Origin of the sequence: Kitasatospora griseola, assembly GCF_044999035.1 — a bacterium.
GTDB lineage: Bacteria > Actinomycetota > Actinomycetes > Streptomycetales > Streptomycetaceae > Kitasatospora > Kitasatospora griseola.
Genome location: NZ_CP173360.1, coordinates 4,211,739 through 4,237,191 on the forward strand (window position 1 = coordinate 4,211,739; position 25,453 = coordinate 4,237,191).

18 protein-coding genes and 1 tRNA gene are annotated in these 25,453 nt (G+C 73.6%); 11 read left to right on the forward strand and 8 right to left on the reverse strand.

Going from position 1 to position 25,453, the window contains the following annotated elements; genetic code table 11:
* The first annotated feature begins 247 nt into the window (after nt 1-247).
* Nucleotides 248-1,939 (forward strand): phenylacetic acid degradation protein PaaN, encoded by a 1,692-nt coding sequence (gene paaN, locus ACI1MP_RS19005; protein ID WP_380333753.1) that lies wholly within the window; start codon nt 248-250, stop codon nt 1,937-1,939.
* A 79-nt stretch (nt 1,940-2,018) separates the two neighbouring features.
* On the opposite strand, the gene ACI1MP_RS19010 is transcribed toward paaN, so the two are convergent.
* Nucleotides 2,019-3,263, reverse strand: a complete 1,245-nt coding sequence (locus ACI1MP_RS19010; RefSeq protein WP_380333752.1) for a glycosyltransferase — start codon at nt 3,261-3,263, stop codon at nt 2,019-2,021.
* Nucleotides 3,264-3,392: 129 nt separating this feature from the next.
* On the opposite strand from ACI1MP_RS19010, the gene ACI1MP_RS19015 reads away from it, so the two are divergent.
* From ACI1MP_RS19015 to ACI1MP_RS19030, 4 genes are all read left to right on the forward strand, one after another.
* The gene (locus ACI1MP_RS19015; protein WP_380333751.1) at nt 3,393-4,868 is read left to right on the forward strand and encodes an FAD-dependent monooxygenase; all 1,476 of its coding nucleotides are present in this window, start codon (nt 3,393-3,395) and stop codon (nt 4,866-4,868) included.
* Between the two features lie 179 nt (nt 4,869-5,047).
* Nucleotides 5,048-7,213 (forward strand): protease pro-enzyme activation domain-containing protein, encoded by a 2,166-nt coding sequence (locus ACI1MP_RS19020; protein WP_404869094.1) that lies wholly within the window; start codon nt 5,048-5,050, stop codon nt 7,211-7,213.
* Nucleotides 7,214-7,451: 238 nt separating this feature from the next.
* Nucleotides 7,452-8,570 (forward strand): hypothetical protein, encoded by a 1,119-nt coding sequence (locus ACI1MP_RS19025; RefSeq protein ID WP_404869095.1) that lies wholly within the window; start codon nt 7,452-7,454, stop codon nt 8,568-8,570.
* A gap of 195 nt (nt 8,571-8,765) precedes the next feature.
* The gene (locus tag ACI1MP_RS19030) at nt 8,766-10,037 is read left to right on the forward strand and encodes a peptidoglycan-binding protein (RefSeq protein WP_404869096.1); all 1,272 of its coding nucleotides are present in this window, start codon (nt 8,766-8,768) and stop codon (nt 10,035-10,037) included.
* Between the two features lie 7 nt (nt 10,038-10,044).
* On the opposite strand, the gene ACI1MP_RS19035 is transcribed toward ACI1MP_RS19030, so the two are convergent.
* From ACI1MP_RS19035 to ACI1MP_RS19050, 4 genes are all read right to left on the reverse strand, one after another.
* Nucleotides 10,045-10,731, reverse strand: a complete 687-nt coding sequence (locus ACI1MP_RS19035) for a TrmH family RNA methyltransferase (RefSeq protein ID WP_380333747.1) — start codon at nt 10,729-10,731, stop codon at nt 10,045-10,047.
* Nucleotides 10,728-12,866, reverse strand: coding sequence for an FUSC family protein (locus ACI1MP_RS19040; RefSeq protein WP_404869097.1), 2,139 nt, complete (start codon nt 12,864-12,866; stop codon nt 10,728-10,730). The genes ACI1MP_RS19035 and ACI1MP_RS19040 overlap by 4 nt, the downstream gene beginning before the upstream one ends.
* A gap of 9 nt (nt 12,867-12,875) precedes the next feature.
* A complete protein-coding gene (locus tag ACI1MP_RS19045; protein ID WP_404869098.1) occupies nt 12,876-13,031 on the reverse strand; it encodes a hypothetical protein in 156 nt (51 codons plus the stop codon).
* 67 nt (nt 13,032-13,098) lie between these two features.
* On the reverse strand, nt 13,099-14,217 hold the full coding sequence (locus ACI1MP_RS19050) for a rhodanese-like domain-containing protein (RefSeq protein WP_380333744.1): 1,119 nt from the start codon (nt 14,215-14,217) through the stop codon (nt 13,099-13,101).
* A gap of 212 nt (nt 14,218-14,429) precedes the next feature.
* On the opposite strand from ACI1MP_RS19050, the gene ACI1MP_RS19055 reads away from it, so the two are divergent.
* Nucleotides 14,430-17,138 carry a SpoIIE family protein phosphatase gene (locus tag ACI1MP_RS19055; protein WP_404869099.1) on the forward strand — a complete coding sequence of 903 codons (2,709 nt, stop codon included), beginning with the start codon at nt 14,430-14,432 and terminating at the stop codon, nt 17,136-17,138.
* A 10-nt stretch (nt 17,139-17,148) separates the two neighbouring features.
* Here ACI1MP_RS19055 and ACI1MP_RS19060 read toward each other — a convergent pair whose 3' ends face one another.
* Both ACI1MP_RS19060 and ACI1MP_RS19065 read right to left on the reverse strand, forming a co-directional pair.
* A complete protein-coding gene (locus ACI1MP_RS19060; protein WP_387995641.1) occupies nt 17,149-17,913 on the reverse strand; it encodes a hypothetical protein in 765 nt (254 codons plus the stop codon).
* Between the two features lie 221 nt (nt 17,914-18,134).
* Nucleotides 18,135-19,925, reverse strand: coding sequence for a phosphatidylglycerol lysyltransferase domain-containing protein (locus tag ACI1MP_RS19065; protein WP_404869100.1), 1,791 nt, complete (start codon nt 19,923-19,925; stop codon nt 18,135-18,137).
* A gap of 162 nt (nt 19,926-20,087) precedes the next feature.
* Here ACI1MP_RS19065 and ACI1MP_RS19070 point away from each other — a divergent pair, with 162 nt between their 5' ends.
* Nucleotides 20,088-20,756, forward strand: a complete 669-nt coding sequence (locus ACI1MP_RS19070) for a response regulator transcription factor (protein ID WP_100589588.1) — start codon at nt 20,088-20,090, stop codon at nt 20,754-20,756.
* On the forward strand, nt 20,753-21,901 hold the full coding sequence (locus tag ACI1MP_RS19075) for a sensor histidine kinase (protein WP_404869101.1): 1,149 nt from the start codon (nt 20,753-20,755) through the stop codon (nt 21,899-21,901). The genes ACI1MP_RS19070 and ACI1MP_RS19075 overlap by 4 nt, the downstream gene beginning before the upstream one ends.
* Before the next feature lie 102 nt (nt 21,902-22,003).
* On the opposite strand, the gene ACI1MP_RS19080 is transcribed toward ACI1MP_RS19075, so the two are convergent.
* Nucleotides 22,004-22,087, reverse strand: a tRNA-Leu gene (locus ACI1MP_RS19080).
* A 351-nt stretch (nt 22,088-22,438) separates the two neighbouring features.
* Here ACI1MP_RS19080 and ACI1MP_RS19085 point away from each other — a divergent pair.
* From ACI1MP_RS19085 to ACI1MP_RS19095, 3 genes are read left to right on the forward strand one after another with little or no spacing between them, the layout of a single operon-like run.
* Nucleotides 22,439-23,305 carry a DUF3662 and FHA domain-containing protein gene (locus ACI1MP_RS19085; RefSeq protein ID WP_043915381.1) on the forward strand — a complete coding sequence of 289 codons (867 nt, stop codon included), beginning with the start codon at nt 22,439-22,441 and terminating at the stop codon, nt 23,303-23,305.
* A 12-nt stretch (nt 23,306-23,317) separates the two neighbouring features.
* Nucleotides 23,318-23,851: an FHA domain-containing protein gene (locus ACI1MP_RS19090; RefSeq protein WP_387995634.1), complete on the forward strand. Its 534-nt coding sequence runs from the start codon at nt 23,318-23,320 to the stop codon at nt 23,849-23,851.
* A gap of 45 nt (nt 23,852-23,896) precedes the next feature.
* Nucleotides 23,897-25,423, forward strand: coding sequence for a protein phosphatase 2C domain-containing protein (locus ACI1MP_RS19095; RefSeq protein ID WP_404869102.1), 1,527 nt, complete (start codon nt 23,897-23,899; stop codon nt 25,421-25,423).
* Nucleotides 25,424-25,453 lie beyond the last annotated feature (30 nt).

The window sequence follows — 25,453 nt, forward strand, 5'->3', positions numbered from 1 at the left end:
ACCGCTGCCGGGAGCACGACTGCCGCTCGCGCCCGACCGGTTCGGCGTGAGCGGCCTGCGGCGCCGCCGGGATCCGCCGATCGGGCCCGCACCCGGGCCGGACACGCCGTCGGCCCCGCCGGTCGGAGCGGGCCGCGTACGCCGGGTACCACCGCCCTGCCGATCGGCCCTCCGAAGAACCCTTGCACCGACCGATCGTTCGGTTACCCTGAGCTGTGTCCCGCCCCGCCCCCGTGAGGAGCGCACCATGGCCGCTGCGACCCCCCTGCCGGTCGCCGAACTGATCGCCCGCCACCAGGACACCCTCGACCGCGCAGTCGCCGCGGCCGGGTCCCGCGACTACTGGTCGCCGTACCCGGAGTTCCCCAAGGCGTACGGCGAGAACGCCGCCGCCGACGGCAAGGCCGCCTTCGACGCCCTGCTGGGGCGGGAATTCGCGCTGCCGGGCCACCCGGACGGCGGCGAGCCGGTGACCGGGGAGGCCTCCCCGTACGGCATCGACATGGGCATCGCCTACCCGCACGCCGAGCCGGACGCGCTGCTGGCCGCGCTGGAGGCCGCCCGCCCCGCCTGGGCGAAGGCCGACCCGGCCGCCCGGGCCGCGGTCTGCCTGGAGATCCTGGCCCGGATCAACGCCCGCTCGCACGAGTTCGCGCAGGCGGTGATGCACACCACCGGCCAGGCCTACGGCATGGCCTTCCAGGCCGGCGGCCCGCACGCCCAGGACCGCGGCGTGGAGGCGGTGGCGTACGCGTACGCCGAGCAGACCCGGCTGCCGCGCTCCGCGCAGTGGACCAAGCCGCAGGGCAAGCGCGACCCGCTGGTGATGACCAAGGAGTTCACCGCCGTGCCGCGCGGCACCGCGCTGCTGATCGGCTGCAACACCTTCCCCACCTGGAACGGCTACCCGGGCCTGTTCGCCTCGCTGGCCACCGGCAACGGCGTCCTGGTCAAGCCGCACCCGCGGGCCGTGCTGCCGCTGGCGCTGACCGTGCGGATCGCCCGCGAGGTGCTCGCCGAGGCCGGCTTCGACCCGAACCTGGTCTGCCTGGCCGCCGAGCGGGAGGGCTCCGCGATCGCCCAGGTGCTGGCGGTGCGCCCCGAGGTGAAGCTGATCGACTACACCGGCTCCACCGGCTTCGGCGACTGGCTGGAGGACAACGCCCGGCAGGCGCAGGTCTACACCGAGAAGGCCGGCGTGAACACCGTCGTGGTGGACTCCACCGACGACTACCGCGGCATGCTGAACAACCTGGCGTTCTCGCTCAGCCTGTACAGCGGCCAGATGTGCACCACCCCGCAGAACCTGCTGATCCCGCGCACCGGCATCCGCACCGAGGACGGCGAGCGCTCCTACGAGCAGGTGGTGACCGACCTGGCCGCCGCGATCGACGGCCTGCTCGGCGACGACGCCCGGGCCGCCGCCATCCTCGGCGCCGTGGTCAACCCCGGGGTGCTGCAGCGCAGCGCCGCCGCGGCCGGCGGTGAGCTGGGCGAACTCGCCCTCGCCCCGCGGGTGGTGGCCTCGTCGGAGTTCCCCGGCGCGACCATCCGCACGCCCGCCCTGGTGAAGGCCGACGCGGACAAGCCGGACGACCTGTCGCGCATCCTCGTCGAGTGCTTCGGCCCGATCGCGTTCGCCGTCGCGGTGGAGTCCACCGCCGCCGCCGTCGAACTGCTGCACCGCACCACGGTCGAGCACGGCGCGATGACCGCCGGCGCATACACCACCGACCCCGAGGTCGAGACCGCCCTGATCGACGCCTGCCTGGACGCCGGCGTCTCGCTCTCGCTCAACCTCACCGGCGGCGTGTACGTCAACCAGACCGCGGCCTTCTCCGACCTGCACGGCACCGGCGCCAACCCGGCCGCCAACTCCGCGTACAGCGACGCCGCGTTCGTCGCCAACCGGTTCCGCACCGTCGAGATCCGCAAGTAGTCCGGACGGACAGCACAGCGGGCCCGGACACCGTCCGGGCCCGCTGTTCCCTGCCCCAGGGGGGGGAGAGGACAGGGAGTCAACGGCGCTGCACACGGCCGGGGTTGAACACCCAAGCCCGCAGCAGCACGAACCGCACCAGGGTCGCCGCGGCGTTCGCCGCCACCAGCACGCCCAGCTCCACACCGTGCCCGGCGCGCGGGGCGGCCGCGTGCAGCACCGCCACCGCCCCGCTGGTCAGCGCCAGCCCGACCAGGAAGGCCAGACCGCCCTCCAGTTGGTGCCGGAGCGCGTCCCGACGGCCCGTCACCCCGAAGGTGAACCGCCGGTTCGCGGCGGTGTTGAACACCGCGGTGACGCCAAGCGACAGTGCGTTGGCGGCCAGCGCCGGGACCAGCTGACGCAGCACCAGGAACAGCAGCGCGTAGGCGAGGGTGCAGAGCGCCCCGATCACCGCGAAACTGACGGCCTGCCGGCCCAGCCCGAACGGCGCCCGGGACGGCCGCCGCCTGGCCGGCAGCTCGACGGCGCCCCGGCCGGCCAGCGTGCGCCGGGCGACCCGCGCCATGCCCTTCAGGTCGTCCAGCGCGGTGCGGACGATGTCCACCCGGCTGTCCGGGTCGTCCACCCAGTCGACCGGCACCTCGTGGACCCGCAGGCCGGACGCCTCGGCGAGCAGCAGCAGTTCGGTGTCGAAGAACCAGGCGTTGTCCTCGACCTGCTCCAGCAGCCGCTTGACCACCTCGGTGCGCCCGGCCTTGAACCCGCACTGGGCGTCGGAGAAGCCGGCGGCCATGGTGGCCCGCAGCAGGAAGTTGTAGGTGCGGGAGACGAACTCCCGCTTGGGGCCGCGCACCACCGCCGAACCACGGTGCAGCCGGCTGCCGATGGCCAGGTCGCTGTGCCCGGACAGCAGCGGCGCGACCAGCGGCAGGAACGCCTCCAGGCCGGTGGACAGGTCGACGTCCATGTAGGCGACCACGTCGGCCTCGCTGGCGCCCCACACCTGCCGCAGCGCCCGGCCGCGCCCCTTCAGGTCCAGGTGCACCGCCCGGACCTCCGGGATCCGCCCGGCCAGCGCGGTGGCGACCTCCCAAGTGCCGTCCACCGAGGCGTTGTCGGCCACCGTGATCAGGTAGTCGTACGGGAAGGTCTCCGACAGGTAGGCGTGCAGTTCCTCGACGCACCGCTCCAACGAGTGCTGCTCGTTGTACACGGGTACCACGATCTCCACGAGCCGGGTCCCGACCCCGGCGTCGGCCGGGGCCCGGCCGTCGGCCGCCGGGGCCGGACGGAGCTCGGAACGCATCGCTGGCTGAGTCATGGGAAGGAGGTTCACAGCCCCGGATGGGGCCGCGATGATGGCAGTCTGAAAGCGCGCTGAGAACCCGGGAGCCGTGGGACACCGGTCCGTTGACCACCGGCCGACCAGGTATGACGACGGGAGAGACGGATGACCGAGACGGAGTTCACCGCGGACGTGGTGGTGGTCGGAGCCGGCCCGACCGGCCTGCTGCTGGCCGGCGACCTGGCCGCGGCCGGACTGCGGGTGACGGTGGTCGACAAGCGCGGCGAAGAGTCCAATCTGGCCAGGGCGTTCGCCGTGCACGCCCGCACCCTGGAGCAGTTGGACGCCCGCGGCCTGGCCGACGAACTGATCGCCACCGGGCTGACGCTCCGCTCGCTGCAGGCCGTCAACCGGCTCCGGATCGACTTCTCCACGCTGCCCAGCCGGTTCCCGTTCGTCCTGGTCACCCCGCAGTCCCACACCGAGCGGGTGCTGCGCGAACGGGCCGTCAAGGCCGGCGCCGAACTGCGCCGCGGCGCCGAACTGACGGGCCTTCGGCAGGACGCGCAGGGCGTCGCGCTGACGGTCCGCACCGCCGAGGGCGAGCAGCGGCTGCGGGCCCGCTACGCGGTCGGCGCGGACGGCGTGCACTCGGCGGTGCGCGACCTGCTGGGCATCCCGTTCCCCGGCGAGTCGGTGGTGCGCTCGGTGATGCTGGCCGACGTCCGGCTGGAGAACCCGCCCGAGGAGCCGTTGACGGCCGGCGCCGACGAGCGCGGCTTCGCCTTCCTGGCCTCCTACGGCGACGGCTGGTACCGGGTGATCGGCTGGGACCGCGACCACCAGGTGCCCGACTCGGCCCCGGTGGTGGTCCCCGAACTCGCCGACCTGCTGCGCCAGGTGACGGGTCGCGACCTGGGCCTGGCCGAGGTCCGCTGGAGCTCGCGCTTCCACAGCGACGAGCGCCAGGCCACCAGCTACCGCTCCGGCCGGGTGTTCCTGGCCGGCGACGCCGCGCACTGCCACTCCCCGGCCGGCGGCCAGGGCATGAACACCGGCCTGCAGGACGCCGCCAACCTGAGCTGGAAGCTGGTCGCCGCCGTCCGCGGCTGGGCCCCCGACGCCCTGCTGGACACCTACCAGACCGAGCGCCACCCGGTCGGCCGGGCGGTGCTGCGCAGCTCCGGCGCCCTGGTGCGCCTCGCGCTCGGCCGGCACGCCTCCACCCGGGCGCTGCGCTCGGCGATCGGCGCGGCCGCCGGGCACCTCGGCCCGCTGGCCGAGCTGGGCGCCAAGCAGATCTCCGGCATCGGCTACAGCTACCCCGCCGAGAAGGGCGCCCACCCGCTGGCCGGCCGCCGGGTCCCGGACCTGCGGCTGGCGGTGGACGTGCCCGGCGGCCCGTCCCGGCTGCACGAGGCGCTGCGGGCCGGCAAGGCCGTGCTGATCAGCAACGACGAGCTGTCGGTGGCGGACTCCTGGGCGGACCGGGTGGTCACCGCCGCCCCAGCCGACCCGCACGGCAAGCTGCGCGACACGGTGCTGCTGGTCCGCCCCGACGGCTACGCGGCCTGGGCCTGCGTCGACCCGACCCGGGGCGAGCTGCGGGCCGCGCTCAGCCACTGGCTGGGCCGCCCCTGATATTCACTGAATTCATCGACGGAAATTCTGTTCATTAACTGGAAGCCCCGACAGCTCCACAGTTGACTGTTCTTTAGTAAGCAATTGCTCAGGCATGGGTCAATTCCTGAGAGTCCTCTGAGAGATTTTGGCGAGCGTTTTCGAAGACCGGAACGCCCCCAGACTTCCGGAGGACCCCCGTGCGACCCCGCTCGCTCGCCCTTGCCGCGGCCCTGGCCGTCCTGCCCCTCACCGCCGTCTCGTTGGGCGTCGGCACCGCCCAGGCGGCGCCGACGCCGAACGCCAGTGCCCGGGTGGCGCTGCCGCAGACCGTCACGCCGGCGGTGGCCCGCTCCCACAAGCAGGGAGACGTTCCGGCCGACCGCCGGATATCCGTGGCGGTCAGCCTGAAGCTGCGCAACACCGCGGAACTGGACCGTTTCCTTTCGGCGGTCGGCACTCCCGGCACCGCGGAATTCGGCCACTATCTGACGCCCACGCAGTTCACCGAGCGTTTCGGCCCGACCCAGGCCGACGTGGACCAGGTGCGCGCGTTCCTGACCGCGCAGGGCCTGAAGGTCGACTCGGTGAGCGCCAACCGCCAGGTGGTGAACGCCACCGGCTCGACCTCCGCGGTCGCCGCCGCGTTCGGCACCCACGAGTCGACCTACAGCGACCCGCAGCAGGGCAACCGGAGCTTCTTCGCCAACGACGCCGCCGCCTCGGTGCCGGCCGCGCTGGCCGGCGTGGTCGAGGGCGTCAGCGGCCTCAACGACCACACCGTGCGCACCACCCGGATCGCCAAGCCCGAGGCGTCCGCCCCGCACGCCACCCCGAGCGGCTTCGGCCCGGCCGGCTACGACGGCGCCTACCGCCTCAACCAACTGGGCGCGGACGGCACCGGCAGCACCGTGGCGCTCTGGGAGTTCGACGGCTACAAGTCCACCAACCTGACCACCTACGACAGCCAGTTCGGCCTGTCCGGTCCGGCGGTCAGCACCGTCTCGGTGGACGGCGCGAACTACGACGCGAAGCCGGGCGACGGCCAGGGCGAGGTCGAGCTGGACTCGGAGATCGTGCGCGGCGTCGCCCCCAAGGCCACCCAGCTGGTCTACGAGGCGCCCAACACCGACCAGGGCGAGATCGACATGGCCGCCAAGATCGTCGCGGACAACCGGGTCTCGGTCATCTCCATCTCCTGGGGCTCCTGCGAGCCGGACACCACCGCCGCCTCGATGACCGCGGTGAACAACTCCTTCAAGCAGGCCGCCGCCCAGGGCATCTCGATCTTCTCGGCGTCCGGCGACGACGGCTCCCGGGACTGCACCCGCTCCACCTCGGGCTCCACCGTGAAGGCCGTGGACTTCCCCGCCTCCAGCCCGTACAACACCGGCGTCGGCGGCACCAACCTGAAGGTCTCCGGCACCACTTACAGCTCGGAGAGCGCCTGGAGCACCGCCGGCGGCGGCGTCTCCACCCAGTTCGCCAAGCCCGCCTGGCAGACCGGCACCAACGTCACCGGCACCATGCGCACCGTGCCCGACATCTCGTCCAACGCCGACCCGGCCAGCGGCTTCGCGATCTACACCCAGGGCAGCACCGCCGCCGGCTGGCAGGTCTACGGCGGCACCTCCGCGGCCGCCCCGCTGTGGTCCGGCTTCGCCGCGCTGTACAACCAGAAGGCCAAGGCCGCGTCCAAGCCCGTCCTGGGCGAGGTCAACCCGAAGCTGTACACGGTCGCCAACAGCAGCTCCTACGCCACCTCGCTGCACGACGTGACCAGCGGCTCGAACCAGGACTTCGCCGCCAAGACCGGCTACGACCAGGTCACCGGCTGGGGCACCCCGATCGCCGACGGCCTGGCGGGCGCCCTGCTCGGCACCGGCGGCACCACCCCGCCGCCCACCGGCGGCTGCACCGCAGGCCAGCTGCTCGGCAACCCCGGCTTCGAGACCGGCACCGCCGCCCCCTGGACCACCAGCACCGGCGTGGTCGACAACTCCGCCTCCGAGGCCGCCCACAGCGGCTCCTGGAAGGCCTGGATGAACGGCTACGGCTCGGCCCACACCGACACCGTCTCCCAGTCGGTGGCCATCCCGGCCGGCTGCAAGGCCGCCTTCAGCTTCTGGCTGCACGTCGACACCGCCGAGACCGGCACCACGGCCTACGACAAGCTCACCCTGTCGGTGAACGGCGCCTCGGTGGCGACGTACTCCAACCTCGACAAGAGCACCGGGTACGTCCAGAAGACCGTCGACCTGTCCGCGTACGCCGGACAGACCGTCACCGTGAAGTTCACCGGCGTCGAGGACGCCTCGCTGCAGACCAGCTTCGTCATCGACGACACCGCGCTCACCGTCTCCTGACGGCCGCTCAGCACGGGTGCCGGGAGGGCCTTCACGGGTCCTCCCGGCACCTGTGTGTCAGGAGTGTTTCCGGCGCGATCCGTCTGCGAAATACTTGTCGTGACCACTGTCATATGTCCTGATTGATGACGTAGCCTCTCAACCCTGCATAGGGTTCCCACACACTCGGCGGCGCACCTCCGACGCACCGCGGAGCCGGGGCGAACCCGCCGAACCCGCCGGGTGGGGAAGGTGTCGCATGGGCTCACAGCAACCACAGCACGCCGGCCGGCTCCGCCTGGTCGGCCAGCGCGAACACGGCGGTGACCGGCCCCCGGCCGGACCCGCCGCGCCGGCCGGCCCGCAGGCCGCCGTCCGCAGCACCACCGCACCCGTATCCGCACAGTCCGCCGCCACCGCACCCGCCGCCCCCACGACTCCCGTCCCCGCCACGCCCACTGTGCCCGCCACGCCCGCCATCGCGCAGGGCGGCTTCGCCGAGGTCCTCAACGCCGCCATCGAGCACAGCGGCCTCAGCCTCGACCGGATCCGCGCCGCGCTCGCCAAACAGGGCGTCAGGGTCAGCGTCACCACGCTCAGTTACTGGCGGCGCGGCCGCAGCCAGCCCGAACGGGCCACCTCGCTGCGCGCCGTCCACCTGCTGGAAGAGCTCCTCGGCCTGCGCCACACCGCGCTCACCGCACTGCTCGGACCGCCCCGCCCGCGCGGCCGCTGGGTCACCCAGGGCCCGGCCCCCGACGGCCTGCGGGTCGAACAGATCTGGCCCGGCGAGACCGAGCTCGGCGAGGTGTTCGCCGAACTCGACGCCCCGCCGGCCGGCCAGCTGGAGCGGCAGTCCATCCACGACGCCTACTACGTCGACGCCTCCCGCCGCGGCAACGTGCTGAGGATGCGTCAGGTGGTGCGCGCCACCGTGGACGGCGTCACCCGGCACGTCGTGGTCCACAAGTCCGACGAGGGCGTCGAGACCTGCCCCGAGATCACCTCCGTCCGGCACGCCCGCCTCGGCCGGATCCGGCGCCGCCCGCTCAGCGGACTGCTGGTCGCCGAGCTCCTGCTCGACCGGCCGCTCGCCCTCGGCGACTCCACCGTGCTCGAGTACGAGGTGCACCTCCCCGACTCCGGCCCCACCACCAGCTACGGGCGGTTCTTCCCGGCCCCCGTGCGGGAGTACGTCCTGCAGGTCCACTTCGACCCCTCCGCCGTCCCCGTCCAGTGCGAACGCTTCGACCGCGCGCCCGGCACCGACACCGACCGCCACCGCGAACCCCTCTGGATCGGCGCTTCCGCGAGCGCCCACGTCCTCACCGCCGACCAGCAGCCCGGCCAGGTGGGCATCCGCTGGCAGTGGGAGTGACGCCGAACCCGGCCTGACTGCCCATCAGCCCATCAGCCCTGCCGTGCCGGCGCCCGCCGGGCCCGGCACCACGCCGCACCACCACCCCGCCGTTCACCCGTTTCGCCCACTCCGACCGCCCATCAGCTGGTCCTTGCTGCTACCTCCGTGAAAGGTGAGTCCCACTCACCGAGGAAAGGCAGGTCCCCCGTGCTGATGGAGTTCAGCGAGGTCGAACCGGACAAGTCCTGTGCCTGCGGCGGCTGCACCGCCCGCGTCCGGGCGCGGCAGCTCGCCGTCCGGTCGGGCCGCGGCGCCACGATCCAGGCCCGTGGTGCGCGGCGGGCGGCGGTGCTGCTCGCCGCCGCCGGCAGTGTGCTGGGCGGCGGGGCGGTCTCGTCGGCGGTCGCGGCCGCGCCGCGCACCGACAGCAGCCCGCAGACCGCGAACTCGCCGCAGGGCCAGGTCGCCGGCCCGTTCGGCGAGCCCCCGACGTCCCCCCGGGCGGTGGCCGCGCCGCCGGCCACCACCCGGGCGGAGATCATGCGCCGGGCCCAGGCCTGGGTGGACCAGAAGGTGCCGTACAGCATGACCAAGTACTGGTCGGACGGCTACCGCCAGGACTGCTCCGGGTTCATCTCGATGGCCTGGAACCTGGGCATCAGTCAGACCACCTGGACGCTGCCGGACTTCGCCGACCGGATCGCCGAGGACGACCTCCAGCCGGGCGACGTGCTGATCTACAACAACGCGAACGACCCGCAGGGCGGCTCGCACGCCGTGCTGTTCGGCGGCTGGGTGGACGCGGCGCACACCAAGTACACGGCGCTGGAGCAGACCCGCCCGGGCACCACCGAACGCAGCACCCCGTACGCCTACTGGAGCAACTCGAGCGGCTACCTGCCGTACCGGTACCGGGGGTTGAGCCTGCCGATGCCGGCGCCGGACGGGGCCGACGCGTTCCCGGGCGCGGACAGGTTCGGGCCCGGGAAGGTCAACGACTACGTGACCCGGCTGGGCCGGATGCTGGTGGAACGCGGCGGCGGGCGGTTCTACCGGGAGGGACCGAGCCCGGACTGGGGCGACGCCGACCGCAGGGCCACCGAGGCGTTCCAGCTGGCGCAGGGCTGGCGCGGCGCGGAGGCCGACGGCTACCCGGGCAAGGACACCTGGGACTTCCTGGTCCACCACAAGGGCAAGGACATCCCGCCCGCCGTGACCGCCCCGTCGCCGCCGCCCGCCCCGGGCCCGCCGCCGTTCCCCGGCACGGACAAGTTCGGGCCCGGCAAGATCAACGACCACATAGCGCAGCTGGGCCGGCAGCTGGTGAAGAAGGGCTTCGGCAGCTCCTACCGGCAGGGCCCGGACCCGGCCTGGGGCGAGGCCGACCGCCGCAACGTCGAGGCGTTCCAGCGCGCCCAGGGCTGGACCGGCTCCGAGGCGGACGGCTACCCGGGCCCGCACACCTGGAAGCTGCTGTTCTCCTGACAGACGCTCAACCCTGCGGGGGCGCGCCAGCGGCGTGCTCCCGCACCCAGGCGTGCATGGCGATCGCCGCGGCCGCCCCGGCGTTGATCGAACGCGTCGAGCCGAACTGGGCGATCGAGCAGACCGCCGTCGAGTGCTCCCACGCCTCGGCCGTCAGCCCGGGGCCCTCCTGCCCGAACAGCAGCACGCAGCGCTCGGGCAGCGGATAGGTCTCCAGCGGCACCGCGCCGGGCAGGTTGTCGATGCCGATGATCGGCAGCCCCCGCTCGGCGGCGTGGGCGGCCAGCGAGGCCACCGAGTCGTGGTGCCGGACGTGCTGGTAGCGGTCGGTGACCATGGCCCCGCGCCGGTTCCAGCGCCGCCGGCCGACGATGTGCACCTCCCCCGCCAGGAAGGCGTTGGCGGTGCGCACCACGGAGCCGATGTTGAAGTCGTGCTGCCAGTTCTCGACGGCGACGTGGAAGCCGTGCCGCCGGGTGTCCAGGTCGGCGACGATCGCCTCGTGCCGCCAGTACCGGTACTGGTCGACGACGTTGCGGCGGTCGCCGGCGGCGAGCAGCTCGGGGTCGAGGCGGGGATCGTCGGGCCACGGCTCGGGGTGCGGTCCGACGCCGATCTCCCGGTCGTCGGGGAGCCCCGTGAATTGGCCGTCGTCGTACTGCTCGCCCAGCTGGGGCACCGAGGTGTCGCTCACGCCCTCGAGGGTACGGGCTCGCCGCGGGCCGGCTGCGGGCGCGTCCGCACCGACTTCTCCAGCTCGGTGAGCGCCTGCATGACCAGCCGCGCCCCGGCCCGGGTGACGTCGATCCCCTCGTCGCGGGGGAGCGAGGCCAGCAGGTAGTCCCAGGTCCGGTGGGCCTCGCGCAGCTCGGAGAAGTCGACGTCCTGACCGAGCAGGATCGCCGCGGCGGCGATCGCGGTGGCGTCCCGCAGCTCGTCGCCGAACGCGCCGGCGCCGGGCAGCGGCGCGGCGTCCGCGGCGGGCAGGTGGGCCTCCAGCAGGACGATCGAGCGGTCCAGCATGCCGACCGCCGAGCGGGCCCGGTCGAACTGCTTGCGGCTCAGCTCCGGCACCTTCGCGAAGTGGTGCACGGGCTCCAGCTCGGCCCGGTCCAGCGCGGCCAGCATCTCGCTGCGGGTCTCCCGGACGTCCAGCAGCGCGGGCCGGACGTCCTTCTCGGCGTGCCCGCCCGCCGGATCGCCGTACCCGGTGAACACCGCGGCCGCGTACCGCCCGGCGGCGGCCAGCCACTCGGCGAGCCGCTCCGGCAGCCGGGCGGTCTGCCAGGTCGGGAACAGCGCGTACGCGCCGAGCGCGACCGCGCCGCCGAGCAGCGTCATCGCCACCCGGTCGAACGCCAGCCGCACCGGCTCGCCGGGCTGCAGGCCGAGCAGGAACACCACGTACGAGGAGATCGCGGCCGTCAGCAGCGCGTACCCGGTGCTCAGCATCATGTACGACAGGCCCATCGAGAACACGGCGAGCGCGGCCAGCACCCAGTCGCCGGGCTGGAACACCTGCACGATGGCGGTGGACACCAGCACGCCGGCGACGGTGCCGGCGACCCGGGCGACGCCGCGGCTGAAGGTCTGCGCGAAGTCGGGGCGCATCACCATGGCGGAGGCCATCGGCGCCCAGTAGCCGTGCTCGATGCCCAGCAGCTGGGCCGCCAGGTAGGCCGAGGTCACCACGCCGGACATCCGCACCGCGTGCTGGAAGATCGCCGAATGCTTGTGCAGCTGCCGGCCGACGGTGGCCAGCGCCGCGGGGGCCACCTTGACCAGCGAAGGGCGGTGCAGGCCGGCGCCGCGGCCGGCGGTGGGGACGGCCCCGCGGTCCTGCCGGTCGAGCCGGTCGGCGGCCCGGCCGAGCAGACCGGACAGCTGGCGCGCGGAGCGGCGGGCGCCGCCGCGCAGCAGGTCCTCGCCGGTGCCGGGGCGGGCCAGCGCCAGGCCGGGGGTGTCCCTGGGCAGCTGCACCGGGTCGCCGGTGCGGATCGCCCGGGCCAGCGCGTCCAGCACGTCGGCGGCGGCGGCCAGCACCTCGCGGGCCCGGTCCCGCTCCGGGCCCTCCTCGGCGGCCCCCACCCGCGGATCGGCGAGCGCGGCCAGCGTGGGCCGGACACGCTCCGCGATGGTCCGCAGGCCGCGCAGCTCCGGCGGGCGGCGGCGGGCCTGCCGAGCGGTCAGCCGGGCCGCCTGGCGGGCGACGATGAACGGCTCCGGGTCGACGTGCGCCACCGGGTCGTGCCGCAGGCTGCGGGCGTAGTCGCCGAGCCCGGCGTAGATGTCGGCGAGGGCGTCGCGCTGCGCCCGCCAGCTGTCGATCGGCCACAGCGTCACCACCAGGGCCTGCACGCCGCCGCCGACCGAGCAGAGCACGGCGTGGCCGAGCGCCGCGGACACCGACACCGGCAGCTGCACCACCACCATCATCACGGACAGCGTGTTGGCGGCGACCACGCCGGCGGTCGGGCTGACCGCCCAGGCCATGCCCGTGCCGAACGCCCACAGCGCCAGCAGCACCGGGAACGCGCCGGTGATGCCGACCGCGACGTAGCCGAGGAAGGTCGACGCGCCCAGTCCGGCGCCCGCCACCAGCGCCAGCGAGGCGCGCGGCCGGAACGAGCGCTGGAAGGTCGCGACACCGGCGATGAACGCGCCCATCGCGGCGGACGCGGCGTGCGAGGGCCCGTAGATCGCCATGGTCGGGAAGATCACCAGCCCGGCGGCGACCGCGGCGCGCAGCGACCGGCGCGGATTGGTGAGCGAGAAGTCCACGGTCAGCCCGGCCTTCGCGGTCTCACGCAGGGCCTTGAACCAGGACATAGCGGGAGCTTAGCGACTTTTCCGCCACCGGCCCGTCAGCACTCGCTCCACTGCCGACAGCGCCGCGGCAGGCCGCAGCACCGCGCCCGCGGCGAGCATCGCCGACGAGCGGAACGGCAGCCCCGGCACCACCGCGACCGGCAGGTGCTCGGCGCCCGTCAGCACCGGCAGCACGTTCTTCGGCCGCCGGCCCGCCGGCGCGAACGGGAAGCCCGCGTGGGTCGGGCCGCTGCTACAGGACGAAGGCGTCCTGGCCGCCGCTGCTCACCATCGGGCGGCCGGCGGCGTCCCAGGCGAACATGCCGCCGTCCACGTTCACCGCGTCCCGGCCGCCGGCGACCAGGTACTGCACCACCTGCGCGGAGCGGCCGCCGACCCGGCACAGCACGTACAGCCGGCCCTCGGGCAGCTCGTCGAGGCGGGCCACCACCTGGCCGATCGGGATGTGCAGCGCACCGTCCACGTGGCCGGCGTCCCACTCGTCCTGCTCGCGGACGTCGAGCAGAACGGCGTCGGCGGGCACCGAGGCGGCGTCGGTGGTGGGCAGCTGAGCGAACATCGGGGCGTTCTCCTGGGATCGGTACGGGTCGTTCGAGCCATTGTCCGGCAGCAGGGCGACCAGCTTGGCCTGCCGGTCGGCGGCGGTGGCCAGCAGCTGGTCCGCGAGGTCCTCCAGCAGGCGCTCCGGCTCGTCCGGGCGCAGCAGCAGCAGTTCGCCCATCGGGGTGCGCTCCAGCCGGACCTGCTCGGTGGCCAGCGCGGTGATCCGGCCGGTCAGCCACTCCAGGCGCTGGCGCAGCCAGGCCAACCGGTCGGGGGAGCCGACGGCGGGCGCGGATTCCGGGTCGGCGGACCACTCCTCGGCGAGCCGCTCCAGCCCCTCGGTGTCGGCCAGCGCGTACGCCTCGTTGACCCGGGCGATGAACGCCGAACGGCGCTGCTGCTCGGCCGGGTCGGTGGACAGGTCGGGGTGGGCCCGGCGGGCCAGTTCGCGGTAGACCCGCTGGGCGTCCTTGTCGGGCCGCACCCGGCGGGCCTCCGGCTCGCCCTCGCGCGGGCCGCGCTGTTCGGCGGGCTCGACCCGCTCCCGGGCCTCGCGGGCCCGCCGCAGGTCCTCCGGGTCGCCGCTGAGCGCCGCCACCGCCTCGGCGATCAGCGCGTCCAGCTCGTCCAGCTCGGCGTACAGCGGGCCGAGCAGCTGGTGGTGGGCGAGCGCGAAGTTGTCGATCTCCACCCGCAGGGTGGTCACGTCGACGTCCAGGGTCAGCCAGGCCAGCTCGGCCGCCGCGACCCGCTCCTCCAGCTCCTGCCGCTCCGGATCCGCCCACACCTCGACGCTCGGTACGCTCACCCGGGCCACCCTACCGGGACCCTCACACCGCCCTGACGGGTGACGGTGGAGCACGCAGGGGGCGCGCCGTCAACGACACGCAACTGATACGGACGAATCTGCCGGATTAACTACCTCCCATTGGCATCTCCGTGCTTCATTGGAGGACGCACGCAAGGACGCGCGCACCGGCCAGGAGGGGCAGCGAGACTCAAAGGGGCAGACCGATATCCATGGTGGACCAGCCCATTTCCGCACCCGACCGGGCGGACCTCCCGGGCGGCCGCCCCACCGGGGTGGTGGCACTGCTTCGCGTGGCCGCCGCACTGGTCGATCCGGACGGCCGGATCACGGTGTGGAACCGCACCGCCGAGGAGCTCTTCGGCCACCGCGCCGCCGTCGCCGTCGGCCGCACCGCCCACGGCCTGCTGCCCGCCGTCTGCCCCCGCCACGACCCGGACGCCCCCGCGCACCGCTGCGACGCCTTCGACACCCTCGACGACCTCGCCACCGACGGCCCGTGGGCCGGCGCGATGACGGTGCACGACCGCGAGGAGCGGCAGCGCGACGTCCTGTGGTGGGCCTACCCGCTGGCCGAACCGGCCGGCCGCTCGCTGCTCGTGCTGGCCGCCGACGCCCGACCGCTGCGCGCCGCCGGCCCCCGGATCGCCCTCGGCGAGCGCCTCGTCCACTACGCCGCCGCACCCGCCGCGGCCCGCCCGCAGCAGATCGCGGCCGCCTTCGCACCGCCCGCCGGGCCCACCCCCGAAGCACTGGCCGCGCTGCTGCCGTCCTGCTCCCCGGAGCGCCGCGGCCGACTGCTGGCCGCCCTGGCCGCCGCCGGACCCCCGGCCCTGCGGGTGGACGCGGCACTGCTGCCGGTGGCGCCCTACCAGTCCTCGCCGGGCGGGCCGTCCGGCACCGCCCGGGTCGCCGCCGGCCTCGGCCGCCGCTACCCCACCCCGCAGCAGCGGGCCGCCCAGCAGCGCGAGCGCACCGCCCGCCGCCCCGCGGAGCCGCAGCGCGGCACGGGTGCCCGGGCCCCGCTCGGGGTACGGATACAGGCTGCCGGGCCCGCGGAGGAAGCGCGGGTGCCCGGCAGCACCGTCCCTGGCCCACGCGACGCCGCCGCCCACGGCCCGACCCCGGGAGGCCCCGCCATCGACCCCGCCACCGCCCCGTCCGAACCGGCCGCCGCCCAGGCCCCCGCCCAGGTCTCCGCCGTCCTGCCCGGCCCCGCCAAGGCCGCCGACGGCGGCGTCGAGGTGGTCCGCGGCCTGCCCGACGACGGCGACCTGGCGCTGCTGGCCTCGGTCGGCAGCCAGGTCGGCACCACCCTCGACCTGGACACCACCGCCCGCGAACTGTGCAAGGTGCTGGTCCCCCGGGTCGCCGACTTCGCCTGCGTCGACCTGCTCGACGGCCTGCTCTCGGACGGCGAACTGCCCGCCGACCCGCCGGACAACCGCACCGTGCTGCGCCGCGTCGCCCGCACCTTCAACACCGGCTCGCCGCGCTGGAACCACGTCCTGGACGAGGGCTCGCTGCTGACCATGCCGCGCTCCACCCCGCCCGGCCTGGCCCTGCAGGAGAACCAGCCGGTGCTGGTGCCGCTGATCTCCGCGGACGTCGCGGTCGACTACGCGGCCTCACTGGGCGGCCCCGAGCTGGAGCCGACCGTGGTCGGCCGCTCCATGCTGGCGCTGCCGCTGTCCGCCCGCGGCGCGGTGCTCGGCATCCTCAAGCTGCTGCGGCTGTCCGACCGGGCGCCGTTCACCCGCGCCGACGCCGACACCCTCAAGGAGATCGCCGCCCGCGCCGCACTGTCGCTGGACAACGCCCGGCTGCACCGCGCCGAGTCCAAGGTCGCCACCACCCTGCAGCGCTCGATGATCCCGACCCGCCCGCCGAAGATCCCCGGCGTGCAGATCGCCCACCGCTACATGCCGGGCGACCGCAAGGCCGAGGTCGGCGGCGACTGGTTCGACGCCATCCAGCTGCCCGGCAGCCGGGTCGCCCTGGTGGTCGGCGACGTGATGGGCCACGGCCTGCACTCGGCCGCCGCGATGGGCCGCTTCCGCACCGCCATGCAGACCCTCGCCGCTCTCGACCTGCCACCGGGCCAGCTGCTGCGGCACCTCGACAACCTGGCCCAGAAGCTCGGCGACGACCACCTCGCCACCTGCCTGTACGCGGTCTACGACCCGATCAACCGCACCTGCGAACTCGCCTCGGCCGGCCACGTCCCGCCGGTGCTGGTCCACCCCGACGGCCGCGGCGAACTCCTCGACCTGCCCTCGGGCGCACCGATCGGCGTCGGCGGGGTGCCGTTCGTCGCCACGAGGATCGACGTTTCGGACGGCTCGATGCTGGTGCTGTGCACCGACGGCCTGGTCGAGGTCCGCGGCGGCGACATAGGAGAGGGCCTGGCCGCGCTCTGCGGCAACCTGATCGACCCCAAGCAGACCCCCGACGAGGCCTGCGACACCGTGCTGAACACCCTGCACTCCGACGACCGGCAGGACGACATCGCGCTGCTGGTGGCCCGCTTCGACGGCGTCCCGCCGACCGAGGTCGCCACCTGGCAGCTGGGCGTCACCGAGCTGGAGGTCGGCCGGGCCCGCCGCCTGGTGCGCGACCAGCTCGCCGCCTGGCAGCTGACCGCGCTGACCGAGACGGTCGAGCTGCTGGTGTCCGAGCTGGTCACCAACGCCGTCCGGGTGGCCCGCTCCGAGGTGCAGCTGCAGCTGATCCGGGTCGACAAGCTGCTGGTCGAGGTCAGCGACGACAACCACAACCTGCCGTCGCTGGAGCCCGCCGACTCGCTGTCCGAGCACGGCCGCGGCCTCAACCTGGTCAGCAAGCTGTCCGAGAAGTGGGGCACCGCCCGCAAGGCGGTCGGCAAGGTCGTCTACTTCGAGATGCCGCTGCCGCGCGGCTGACCGGCCGGGGTCAGGGCGTGACCGCCCTGGCCCCGCCCTGCGCCACCGAGGCGGCTGCGCCGACCCCGGACAGCACCCGCGGCCAGTAGTCGCCGAACACCTCGACCCACACCGCGATCAGCACCGCGGTGCTGATCGCCACCAGGTGCTCCAGGCCCGCCAGGTTCGGCAGCAGCGTCGCCTCGACCACCATGGCCACCACCACGGCGCCGCCCGTCCACCAGGCCCGGCAGCGGAACGCCACCACCACGGCCAGCGCCACCACCGCCGCCGAGGGCCCGGTGTCGCGCACGTGCGCCACCCAGCGCGGGAACCCGAGCAGGTGGTGCGGGCCGAGCGCCACCGCGATCCGGGCGAACAGCGTTCCCGCCAGGGTGCAGACGTAGGCGACCACCAGGGTCAGCCGCCGCCCCAGCACGATCTCCGCCACCCCGAACACCAGGAAGACCTGCGCCAGCGCCCCCCACACCGGCAGGTCCAGGGCCGGCACGTACAGCGACAGCGGGGTGCGCAGCAGCGACACGTCCAGCGGCAGCGCCGCCTTCACCACTCCGATGTCCGAGACGAACCGGGCCCCGCCCGGCAGGTGCTGGACGATCGAGAACAGCAGGACCAGCACGGTCGCCGCGGTCGCCAACGGCACCGCCGCGAATTTCCGCCGCACCACCCGTTCCTTCACGGCGCCGAACAGCGCCCCCCACTCGGCGACCGCGGCCCGGCGGAATACCGCCCCGAGCCCCGGCCGCACGCCCCCCGCGTGGGTGTTCTGCTTCACGAACCGGTTCTCCCGTCCCGAGGACGTGCGGCCATCCCGACGTCCGTACCGCTGTGCGCGTCTTCTTCTACGCCTCTTCTTCGACCCTACGCATCGGATTAATCAGGGGCATCAACTTCACAGCCCGGTCGTGTCATACCGCGGTCTGATCTTCCGGCCCGCTCCGCCCCCCGGCGGAGGGACCACCGTCCCGGGCCCCAGCGGGCCGGGAAGCCCGTGGCTCAGCCCTCGCGGGTGTGCCGTCGACGGAACAGCGCTGGCAGGCTCGGCACCGTGATGAAGCCCTCCGCGCGGGCCGAGGCGATACCGATCCGCGGAATCTCGCTGCTCTTCTCGAAGAGCAGATAGCGCGGCTCCCAGATCGGCCGGTATTTCGCATTCGCCCGGTAGAGCGACTCGATCTGCCACCAGCGGGAGAAGAATCCCAGCACCGAACGCCACAGCCGCAGCACCGGACCGGCGCCGAGCTTCGAACCGCGCTCGAAAACCGAGCGGAACATCGCGAAGTTCAACGACACCCGTTCCAGTTCGACCTCCTTCGCGCGCTGCAGGAGTTCGATCACCATGAACTCCATCAGGCCGTTCTCGCTGTCCCGGTCGCGCCGCATCAGGTCCAACGACAGACCGTGCACGCCCCACGGCACGAAGCTCAGCAGCGCCCGCAGCTCGCCGTCCCCGTCGAAGCACTCCAGCATCACGCAGCGCCCGTCGCCCGGGTCGCCGAGCCGGCCCAGCGCCATCGAGAAGCCGCGCTCGGTCGCGCCGTCCCGCCAGTGGTCGGCCTTCGCCACCAGCTCGGCCATCTCCGACTCGGGGATGTCCTGGTGGCGGCGGATCCGCACCGTGTAGCCGGCCCGCTTGACCCGGTTGTAGGCCTGCCGGACCACCCGCATCGCACGGCCGTCCAGCGAGAACTCGTCCAGCTCGACGATCGCCTCGTCGCCCAGCTCCAGCGCGTCCAGCCCGTGCCGGGCGTAGATCACCCCGGCCTCCTCGGAGGCGCCCATCACGGCCGGCACCCAGGCGTGCTCGCGGGCCTCGGCCAGCCAGGCGTCGATCGCCCCCGGCCAGGCCTCCGGGTCGCCGATCGGGTCGCCGGACGCCAGCGTGACGCCGCCGACCACCCGGTAGGCGACCGCGGCCTTCCCGCTCGGCGAGAAGACCACCGCCTTGTCCCGGCGCAGCGCGAAGTAGCCGAGCGAGTCCCGCTCGCCCTGCCGGTCCAGCAGCTCGCGCAGCTTCCGCTCGTCCTCGTCGCTCTGCAGCTCCTCGCCGCGCGGCGAGCGGAACGCCACGTACAGCACGGCCAGGAACAGCACCGCGCTCATCGCGTTGATCGCCGCGTTCACCCAGGTCGGCACGGAGACCACGTCGGCCACCTTCGCCGACGGGGTAAGCGTGATCATCCGGTGCACCGAGTAGCTGAACCGGGTGCCGAAGCCCGCGCCGCTGATGGTGTTGGTCAGCTGCACCAGCACCGAGCCGATCAGGCCGCCCAGCAGCAGGCCGCCGACCCCGGCCGCGACCGCGGTCTTCGGGTTCGACCGGTCGCCCTTGGAGGTGAACTCGCGGCGCGAGAACAGCAGCGCCACCAGGAACAGGCCGGTCAGCACCACCGAGAAGTAGTTCCACGGGTGGGACGCGAAGTGCTGGCCCCAGGCCATCAGCGCCAGGTAGCCGACGAAGGTCAGGCCGGCCAGCCCCGTGTTGAAGATCCACGCCGCCCGCTTGCGGCGGCGCATCGCCACCGCCAGGAACAGCGCCAGCGCCACCGAGGTCAACCCGGCGGTCACCAGGTACGGGGTGAAGAACTGGCCCTCGTTGTGCCGCTGCACCGTGTCCTTGAACGGCACCGAGAGCACCGCCACCAGGTTCAGCAGTGCCACCAGCCGCAGGTACCAGACCGTCGATGTGGCGGCCCGGCGACGCCAGAGCGCCTGCGGACCCGAACCCTCGCCCCGGGAGGGCGACACGGCCGAGGCAGCCGTCTTCACTGTGGACACAGCAACCATTCCAGACGATCGAACATTGGGGCGCATCCGCGCGCGGTCTGCGCACTTCACCCCGATTTCCATGGTTGCCCAGCGAAGATGAGAATTGCGTGAATCCGGTAGCGGATTCCCACCCCCGCCGATCGGCGGGGGTGACAGCCCGAACCCCCACCAGGGAGAGACATGCCGCCGACCCGGGTCCTGATCGTGGACGACGAGGTGCTGGTCCGCTCCGGGCTCGGCCTGATCGTCGGCTCCGCACCCGACCTCGAGGTGGTCGGCGGCTGCTCCGGCGGCCAGGCCGAGCAGCAGGCCCGGGCGCTGGCCCCGGACGTGGTGCTGCTCGACGTCCGGATGCCCGACCTGGACGGCATCAGCGTGCTGCGCCGCCTGCGCGCCCTGCCCGACCCGCCGGTCGTCGCCATGCTCACCACCTTCGACACCGACGAGTACATCGGCACCGCGCTGCGGGCCGGCGCCGCCGGGTTCCTGCTCAAGGACACCGCCCCCGAGCAGCTGGTGCACGCCGTCCGGGTGCTCGCGGCCGGCGGCAGCGTGCTCTCCCCGACCGTCGCCCGCACGGTGATCAGCGGCTACGTCGACGGCGGCGGCCCCGACCTGACCGCCACCGCCCTCACCCACCGGCTCACCGGCCGCGAACTCGACGTGCTGGCCCTGCTCGGCGAAGGCCTCTCCAACGCCGAGATAGCCGACCGGCTGTTCCTCGGCACCGGCACCGTCAAGGACCACATCAGCGCCATCCTGGCGAAGCTCGGCGCCGCCAACCGGGTCCAGGCCGCCGTCGTCGCGCACCGCGCCGGGCTGGTCCGGGAACGCCGGGACGGGGAGTGATCTCCGCCGAACCCGCCGCCGAAGCCTCCGCCCCGCAGCGCTGGGCCTGGCTGCGCTCCCCCCGCACCACCCTGCTGGTCCCGGTGGTGGCCGCCGCACTGGACTCCGCGCTGGTCGCCAAGGGCTCCGAGCCCTGGCAGATCGCCCTGTCCGCGCTGTCCGTCGTCGCCCTGCTCGGCCGCCGCCGCTTTCCGCTGACGGTCGCCCTGCTCACCCTGCCCGGGGCGTTCTTCAACGAGATCTGGCTGGCCCCGCTCACCGCCGTCTACTCGGTCTCCGCCGCCTACCCGAAACCGCGGATCCCGGTCGCCTGCGCCGTCTCCTTCGCCCTGATCGAGTTCTTCCACTGGCCGTTCGCTCCCGACCTGTTCGCCCTCAGCCGGGACAACGCGCTGTACGCCATCCAGTCGGCGATGCTCGGCGCCGGACCGGCCGCGCTCGGCATGCTCGCCCGCACCCGCCGCGAGCTCGGCGAACGCGTCACCGAACTCACCGAGGGCCGCCAGCGAGAGAGCCGGCTGATCGCCGAGCGGGTGCTGACCGCCGAACGCGCCCGACTGGCCCGCGAGATGCACGACGTGGTCTCCCACCAGGTCAGCCTGATCTCCATCCAGGCCGGGGCGATCCAGGTCGCCAGCACCGACCCGGCCTCCCGGGACGGCGCCCGCACCATCCGCGAACTCTCCGTCCGCACCCTGGACGAGCTGCGCCAGATGGTCGGCGTGCTGCGCGCCGCCGGCATCGGCAACCGCACCCCGCTGGCCCCGCAGCCCACCCTCGCCGACCTGCCCCGGCTGATCGACGACAGCGGCCTGCCGGTCACCCACCGACTCGACACCGGCCGCCGCGACTGGCCCGAGGCGGTCGAACGGGCCGCCTACCGGACGGTCCAGGAAGGCCTCACCAACATCCGCAAGCACGCCCCCGGCGCCCGGGTCACCGTCCGGGTCGCGGCCCGCGGCGGAAAGCTCCACGTCGAGGTCCGCAACGGCCCGCCGGCCGACCGCACCGCCGCCGCCCCGCTGCCCGGCGGCGGCCACGGCCTGGTCGGCCTGCGCGAACGCGCCGCCCTGCTCGGCGGCAGCTTCACCGCGGGCCCCACCCCCGACGGCGGCTTCTCGCTGCACGCCGTCCTGCCCGCCTGAGACCGCCGGCGTCCGCGGAGCCGTCCGCGGAACCGCGGGCCGGAGAACAGCTGCAGGACAACAAAAAACCCCGCAGATCCTGAGATCTGCGGGGTTTCGCTGTGCGCGAGGGGGGAGTTGAACCCCCACGCCCTTTCGGGCACTGGAACCTGAATCCAGCGCGTCTGCCTATTCCGCCACCCGCGCATGGGTGTTGTCTTCCGGAGCTTGTCGCTCTTTCGACTCTTCGAGAAGCTTAGCGCATCTCTCCGGGCCTTCCGTTCGGCTCCCTTGCGGGCGCCCCTTCCGACATGGAAAACATTAGCACGCCCCGAGCCCCACCTGCGAATCCATTCCCGCAGGCCCCCGGCACGGCCCGGACCGGACCGCAACCGGAGGCGGGTGCGAACGGGTGAGCGGACCGTCCAGTGGGTACCCTCCGGGCGCGACCTGGCCGGGGAACCGTACGGAAGGGCCGGGCGTGGATACGATCAGTACGGAAGTACCGCTTTCCGGCCTACGGGCCGGTCCGACCGACGCCCTGAGAGGGGGTGCCCCGTGGGAGTCCTGAAGAAGTTCGAGCAGCGACTCGAAGGTCTCGTGAACGGCACCTTCGCCAAGGTGTTCAAGTCCGAGGTCCAACCGGTGGAGATCGCCGGCGCCCTGCAGCGCGAGTGCGACAACAACGCCAGCATCTGGAACCGGGACCGCACGGTCGTCCCGAACGACTTCATCGTCGAACTCAGCCCGCACGACCACGAGCGGCTCAGCCCCTACGCCGGGCAGCTCGGCAACGAGCTCGCCGGCATGGTCCGCGAGTACGCCGAGGCGCAGCGGTACACCTTCATGGGCCCGCTGCAGGTCGCCCTGGAGAAGGCCGACGACCTGGACACCGGCCTGTACCGGGTGCGCAGCCGGACGCTGACCGCCGAGGAGCCGCAGCGGCCGCCCGCGCCGCCGGCCGCCCAGCCCGGCTACGGCCGTCCGCCGACCCCGCCCGCCCCCGGCGCGCCCTGGCAGCAGGGCGCCGGCGCTCCGTACGGCGCTCCGCCGCCGCCCTCCGCCCCGCCCGCGATGCCGCCCGCCCCGCCGGCCCCCGGCAACAACGTCCGGCCGTTCCCCGGCGCGGGCCACGGCGGCGCCGGCACCCGGCGCTGGGTCGAGGTGAACGGCGCCCGGCACCAGATCACCCAGAACGCGGTCGTCCTGGGCCGCTCCACCGAGGCCGACATCCGGATCGACGACCCCGGGGTGTCCCGAAAGCACGCGGAGATCCGCCCCGGCACGCCCGCGATGGTGATGGACCTCGGTTCCACCAACGGCATCGTGGTGGACGGACAGCACACCCAGCGCGCTACGCTCCGCGACGGCTCCCGGATCGTCCTGGGGTCGACCACCATCGTCTACCGACAGGTCGAAGGGTAGAAGCGGGCCGGTATGTCTGATCTGACCCTGACGGTCATGCGGCTGGGCTTCCTCGCCGTGCTCTGGCTGTTCGTCATCGTCGCCGTGCAGGTGATCCGCAGCGACCTCTTCACCACCAAGGGCGCCGCGCGCTCCGGGCACCGGGCCGCGCCCACCGCCCCCGCCGCGGCCGGCCCGGGCCGCCAGCCGCAGGGGCAGCCCGCCGCCGCCCAGCAACAGCAGCAACAGCAACAGGCCCGGCAGCGCCGGGGCCAGCCCACGCACCTGGTGGTCACCCAGGGCTCGCTGGCCGGCACCACCGTCGCGCTGCACGGCCAGACCGTCACGCTGGGCCGGGCGCACGACTCCACGATCGTCCTGGACGACGACTACGCGTCCTCCCGTCACGCCAGGATCTACCCCGATCAGGCTGGGCAGTGGACCGTGGAGGATCTAGGCTCCACCAACGGCACCTATCTGGACCGACAGCGGCTGACCACGCCGACGCCGCTCCAGATCGGCGTGCCGATCCGAATCGGCAGGACCGTCATCGAACTGCGGAAGTAGTCAGCGCATGAGGACCAGCTCCACCCGAAGGAGGGCCCGGACAGCATGAGTCTCGTGCTGCGCTTCGCCGCCGGCTCGCACAAGGGCCTGATCCGCGAGGGGAACGAGGACTCCGGCTATGCCGGACCCCGGCTGCTCGCGGTGGCCGACGGCATGGGCGGGGCGGCGGCCGGTGAGGTCGCCTCCTCCGAGGTGCTGGGGTCGATCGTCCGCCTGGACGAGGAACAGCCCGGCGCCGACCTGCTGACCCTGCTGAGCGACGCGGTGCAGACCGCCAACGACCGGCTCCGGCAGATGGTCGAGCAGGACCCGCAGCTGGAAGGCATGGGCTGCACCCTCACCGCGCTGCTGTGGGACGGCCAGCGGATGGGCCAGGTGCACATCGGCGACTCCCGCGCCTACCTGCTGCGGGACGGCCGGCTTGACCAGATCACCCAGGACCACACCTGGGTACAGCGGCTGGTCGACGAGGGCCGGATCACCGCCGAGGAGGCCGAGACCCACCCGCAGCGCTCACTGCTGATGCGCGCCCTGGACGGCCGCGGCCAGGTCGAGCCCGACCTGTCGATCCGCGAGGTCCGGGCCGGCGACCGCTACCTGATCTGCTCCGACGGCCTGTCCGGCCCGGTCAGCCACCAGACCCTGGAGGAGACGCTCGGCAGCTACTACGCGCCGCAGCAGACCGTCCAGGAACTGATCCAGCTGGCGCTGCGCGGCGGCGGCCCGGACAACATCACCTGCATCGTGGCCGACGTGATCGAGGTCGGCGCCACCGACCTGCTCAGCGGCCAGGCCGCCCAGGCCCCCGAGGTGGTCGGCGCGGTCGCCGACACCCAGCCGCACCCGCAGCAGCACGACCCGCACCTGCTGGACACCCCCGCCGGCCGCGCGGCCGGCCTCGGCCGCGCCCCGCAGGCCCCGCAGGGCGCCTTCGGCCCTGCCGAGGGCTACCAGGGCGGCTACGACCAGCAGCCCGGCTACGGCGCCCCGGTCGGCGACTTCGGCCCCGCCGAGGGCTATCAGGGCGGCTACGACCAGCACGGCAACTACGTCGACCCGGCCGGCTTCCCGCCCGGCGACGGCGGCGAGTACGGCGGCCCCGACGACCCGTACGAGGGCGACGCCCCGCCGAGCCGCCGCAAGAAGAAGCGCGGCCTGAAGCTCACCCTGATCGGGGTGCTGGTGCTGGCGGTGCTCGGCGGCGGCGGCTTCTTCGCCTGGCAGTGGAACCAGAACCAGTACTACGTCGGCGCCGAGAACGGCCACCTCGCGGTCTACCGCGGCCTCGACCAGAACCTGGCGGGCCTGAAGCTCAGCTCGGTCTACCAGCAGTACGGGGACGTGGAGCTGAAGTACCTGCCCGCCTTCCAGCGCGACCAGGTCGCCAAGAACATCCAGGCCAGCAGCCTGGAGGACGCCCGGAAGCAGGTCGAGACGCTGCGCACGCAGGCCGAGGTCTGCAAGAAGGTCGCCGATTCCAAGGCCGCCCCGGCCACCGGGGACGCCACGCCGACCGCCCCGCCGTTGACCGAGCAGGAGCAGCAGCTCGCCGTGTCCTGCTCCGGGCAGTAGGCCGCGGGCGACCCCGGGGGTTTTCACAGG

Bases quoted from the DNA above. Each gene is read 5' to 3' on its own strand.
- ACI1MP_RS19090 (WP_387995634.1), top strand. From the start codon at position 23,318: ATGTCTGATCTGACCCTGACGGTCATGCGGCTGGGCTTCCTCGCCGTG.
- paaN (WP_380333753.1), top strand. From the start codon at position 248: ATGGCCGCTGCGACCCCCCTGCCGGTCGCCGAACTGATCGCCCGCCAC.
- ACI1MP_RS19040 (WP_404869097.1), bottom strand. From the start codon at position 12,866: ATGTCCTGGTTCAAGGCCCTGCGTGAGACCGCGAAGGCCGGGCTGACC.
- ACI1MP_RS19025 (WP_404869095.1), top strand. From the start codon at position 7,452: ATGGGCTCACAGCAACCACAGCACGCCGGCCGGCTCCGCCTGGTCGGC.
- ACI1MP_RS19055 (WP_404869099.1), top strand. From the start codon at position 14,430: ATGGTGGACCAGCCCATTTCCGCACCCGACCGGGCGGACCTCCCGGGC.
- ACI1MP_RS19065 (WP_404869100.1), bottom strand. From the start codon at position 19,925: ATGGTTGCTGTGTCCACAGTGAAGACGGCTGCCTCGGCCGTGTCGCCC.
- ACI1MP_RS19015 (WP_380333751.1), top strand. From the start codon at position 3,393: ATGACCGAGACGGAGTTCACCGCGGACGTGGTGGTGGTCGGAGCCGGC.
- ACI1MP_RS19030 (WP_404869096.1), top strand. From the start codon at position 8,766: ATGGAGTTCAGCGAGGTCGAACCGGACAAGTCCTGTGCCTGCGGCGGC.
- ACI1MP_RS19070 (WP_100589588.1), top strand. From the start codon at position 20,088: ATGCCGCCGACCCGGGTCCTGATCGTGGACGACGAGGTGCTGGTCCGC.
- ACI1MP_RS19010 (WP_380333752.1), bottom strand. From the start codon at position 3,263: ATGACTCAGCCAGCGATGCGTTCCGAGCTCCGTCCGGCCCCGGCGGCC.
- ACI1MP_RS19095 (WP_404869102.1), top strand. From the start codon at position 23,897: ATGAGTCTCGTGCTGCGCTTCGCCGCCGGCTCGCACAAGGGCCTGATC.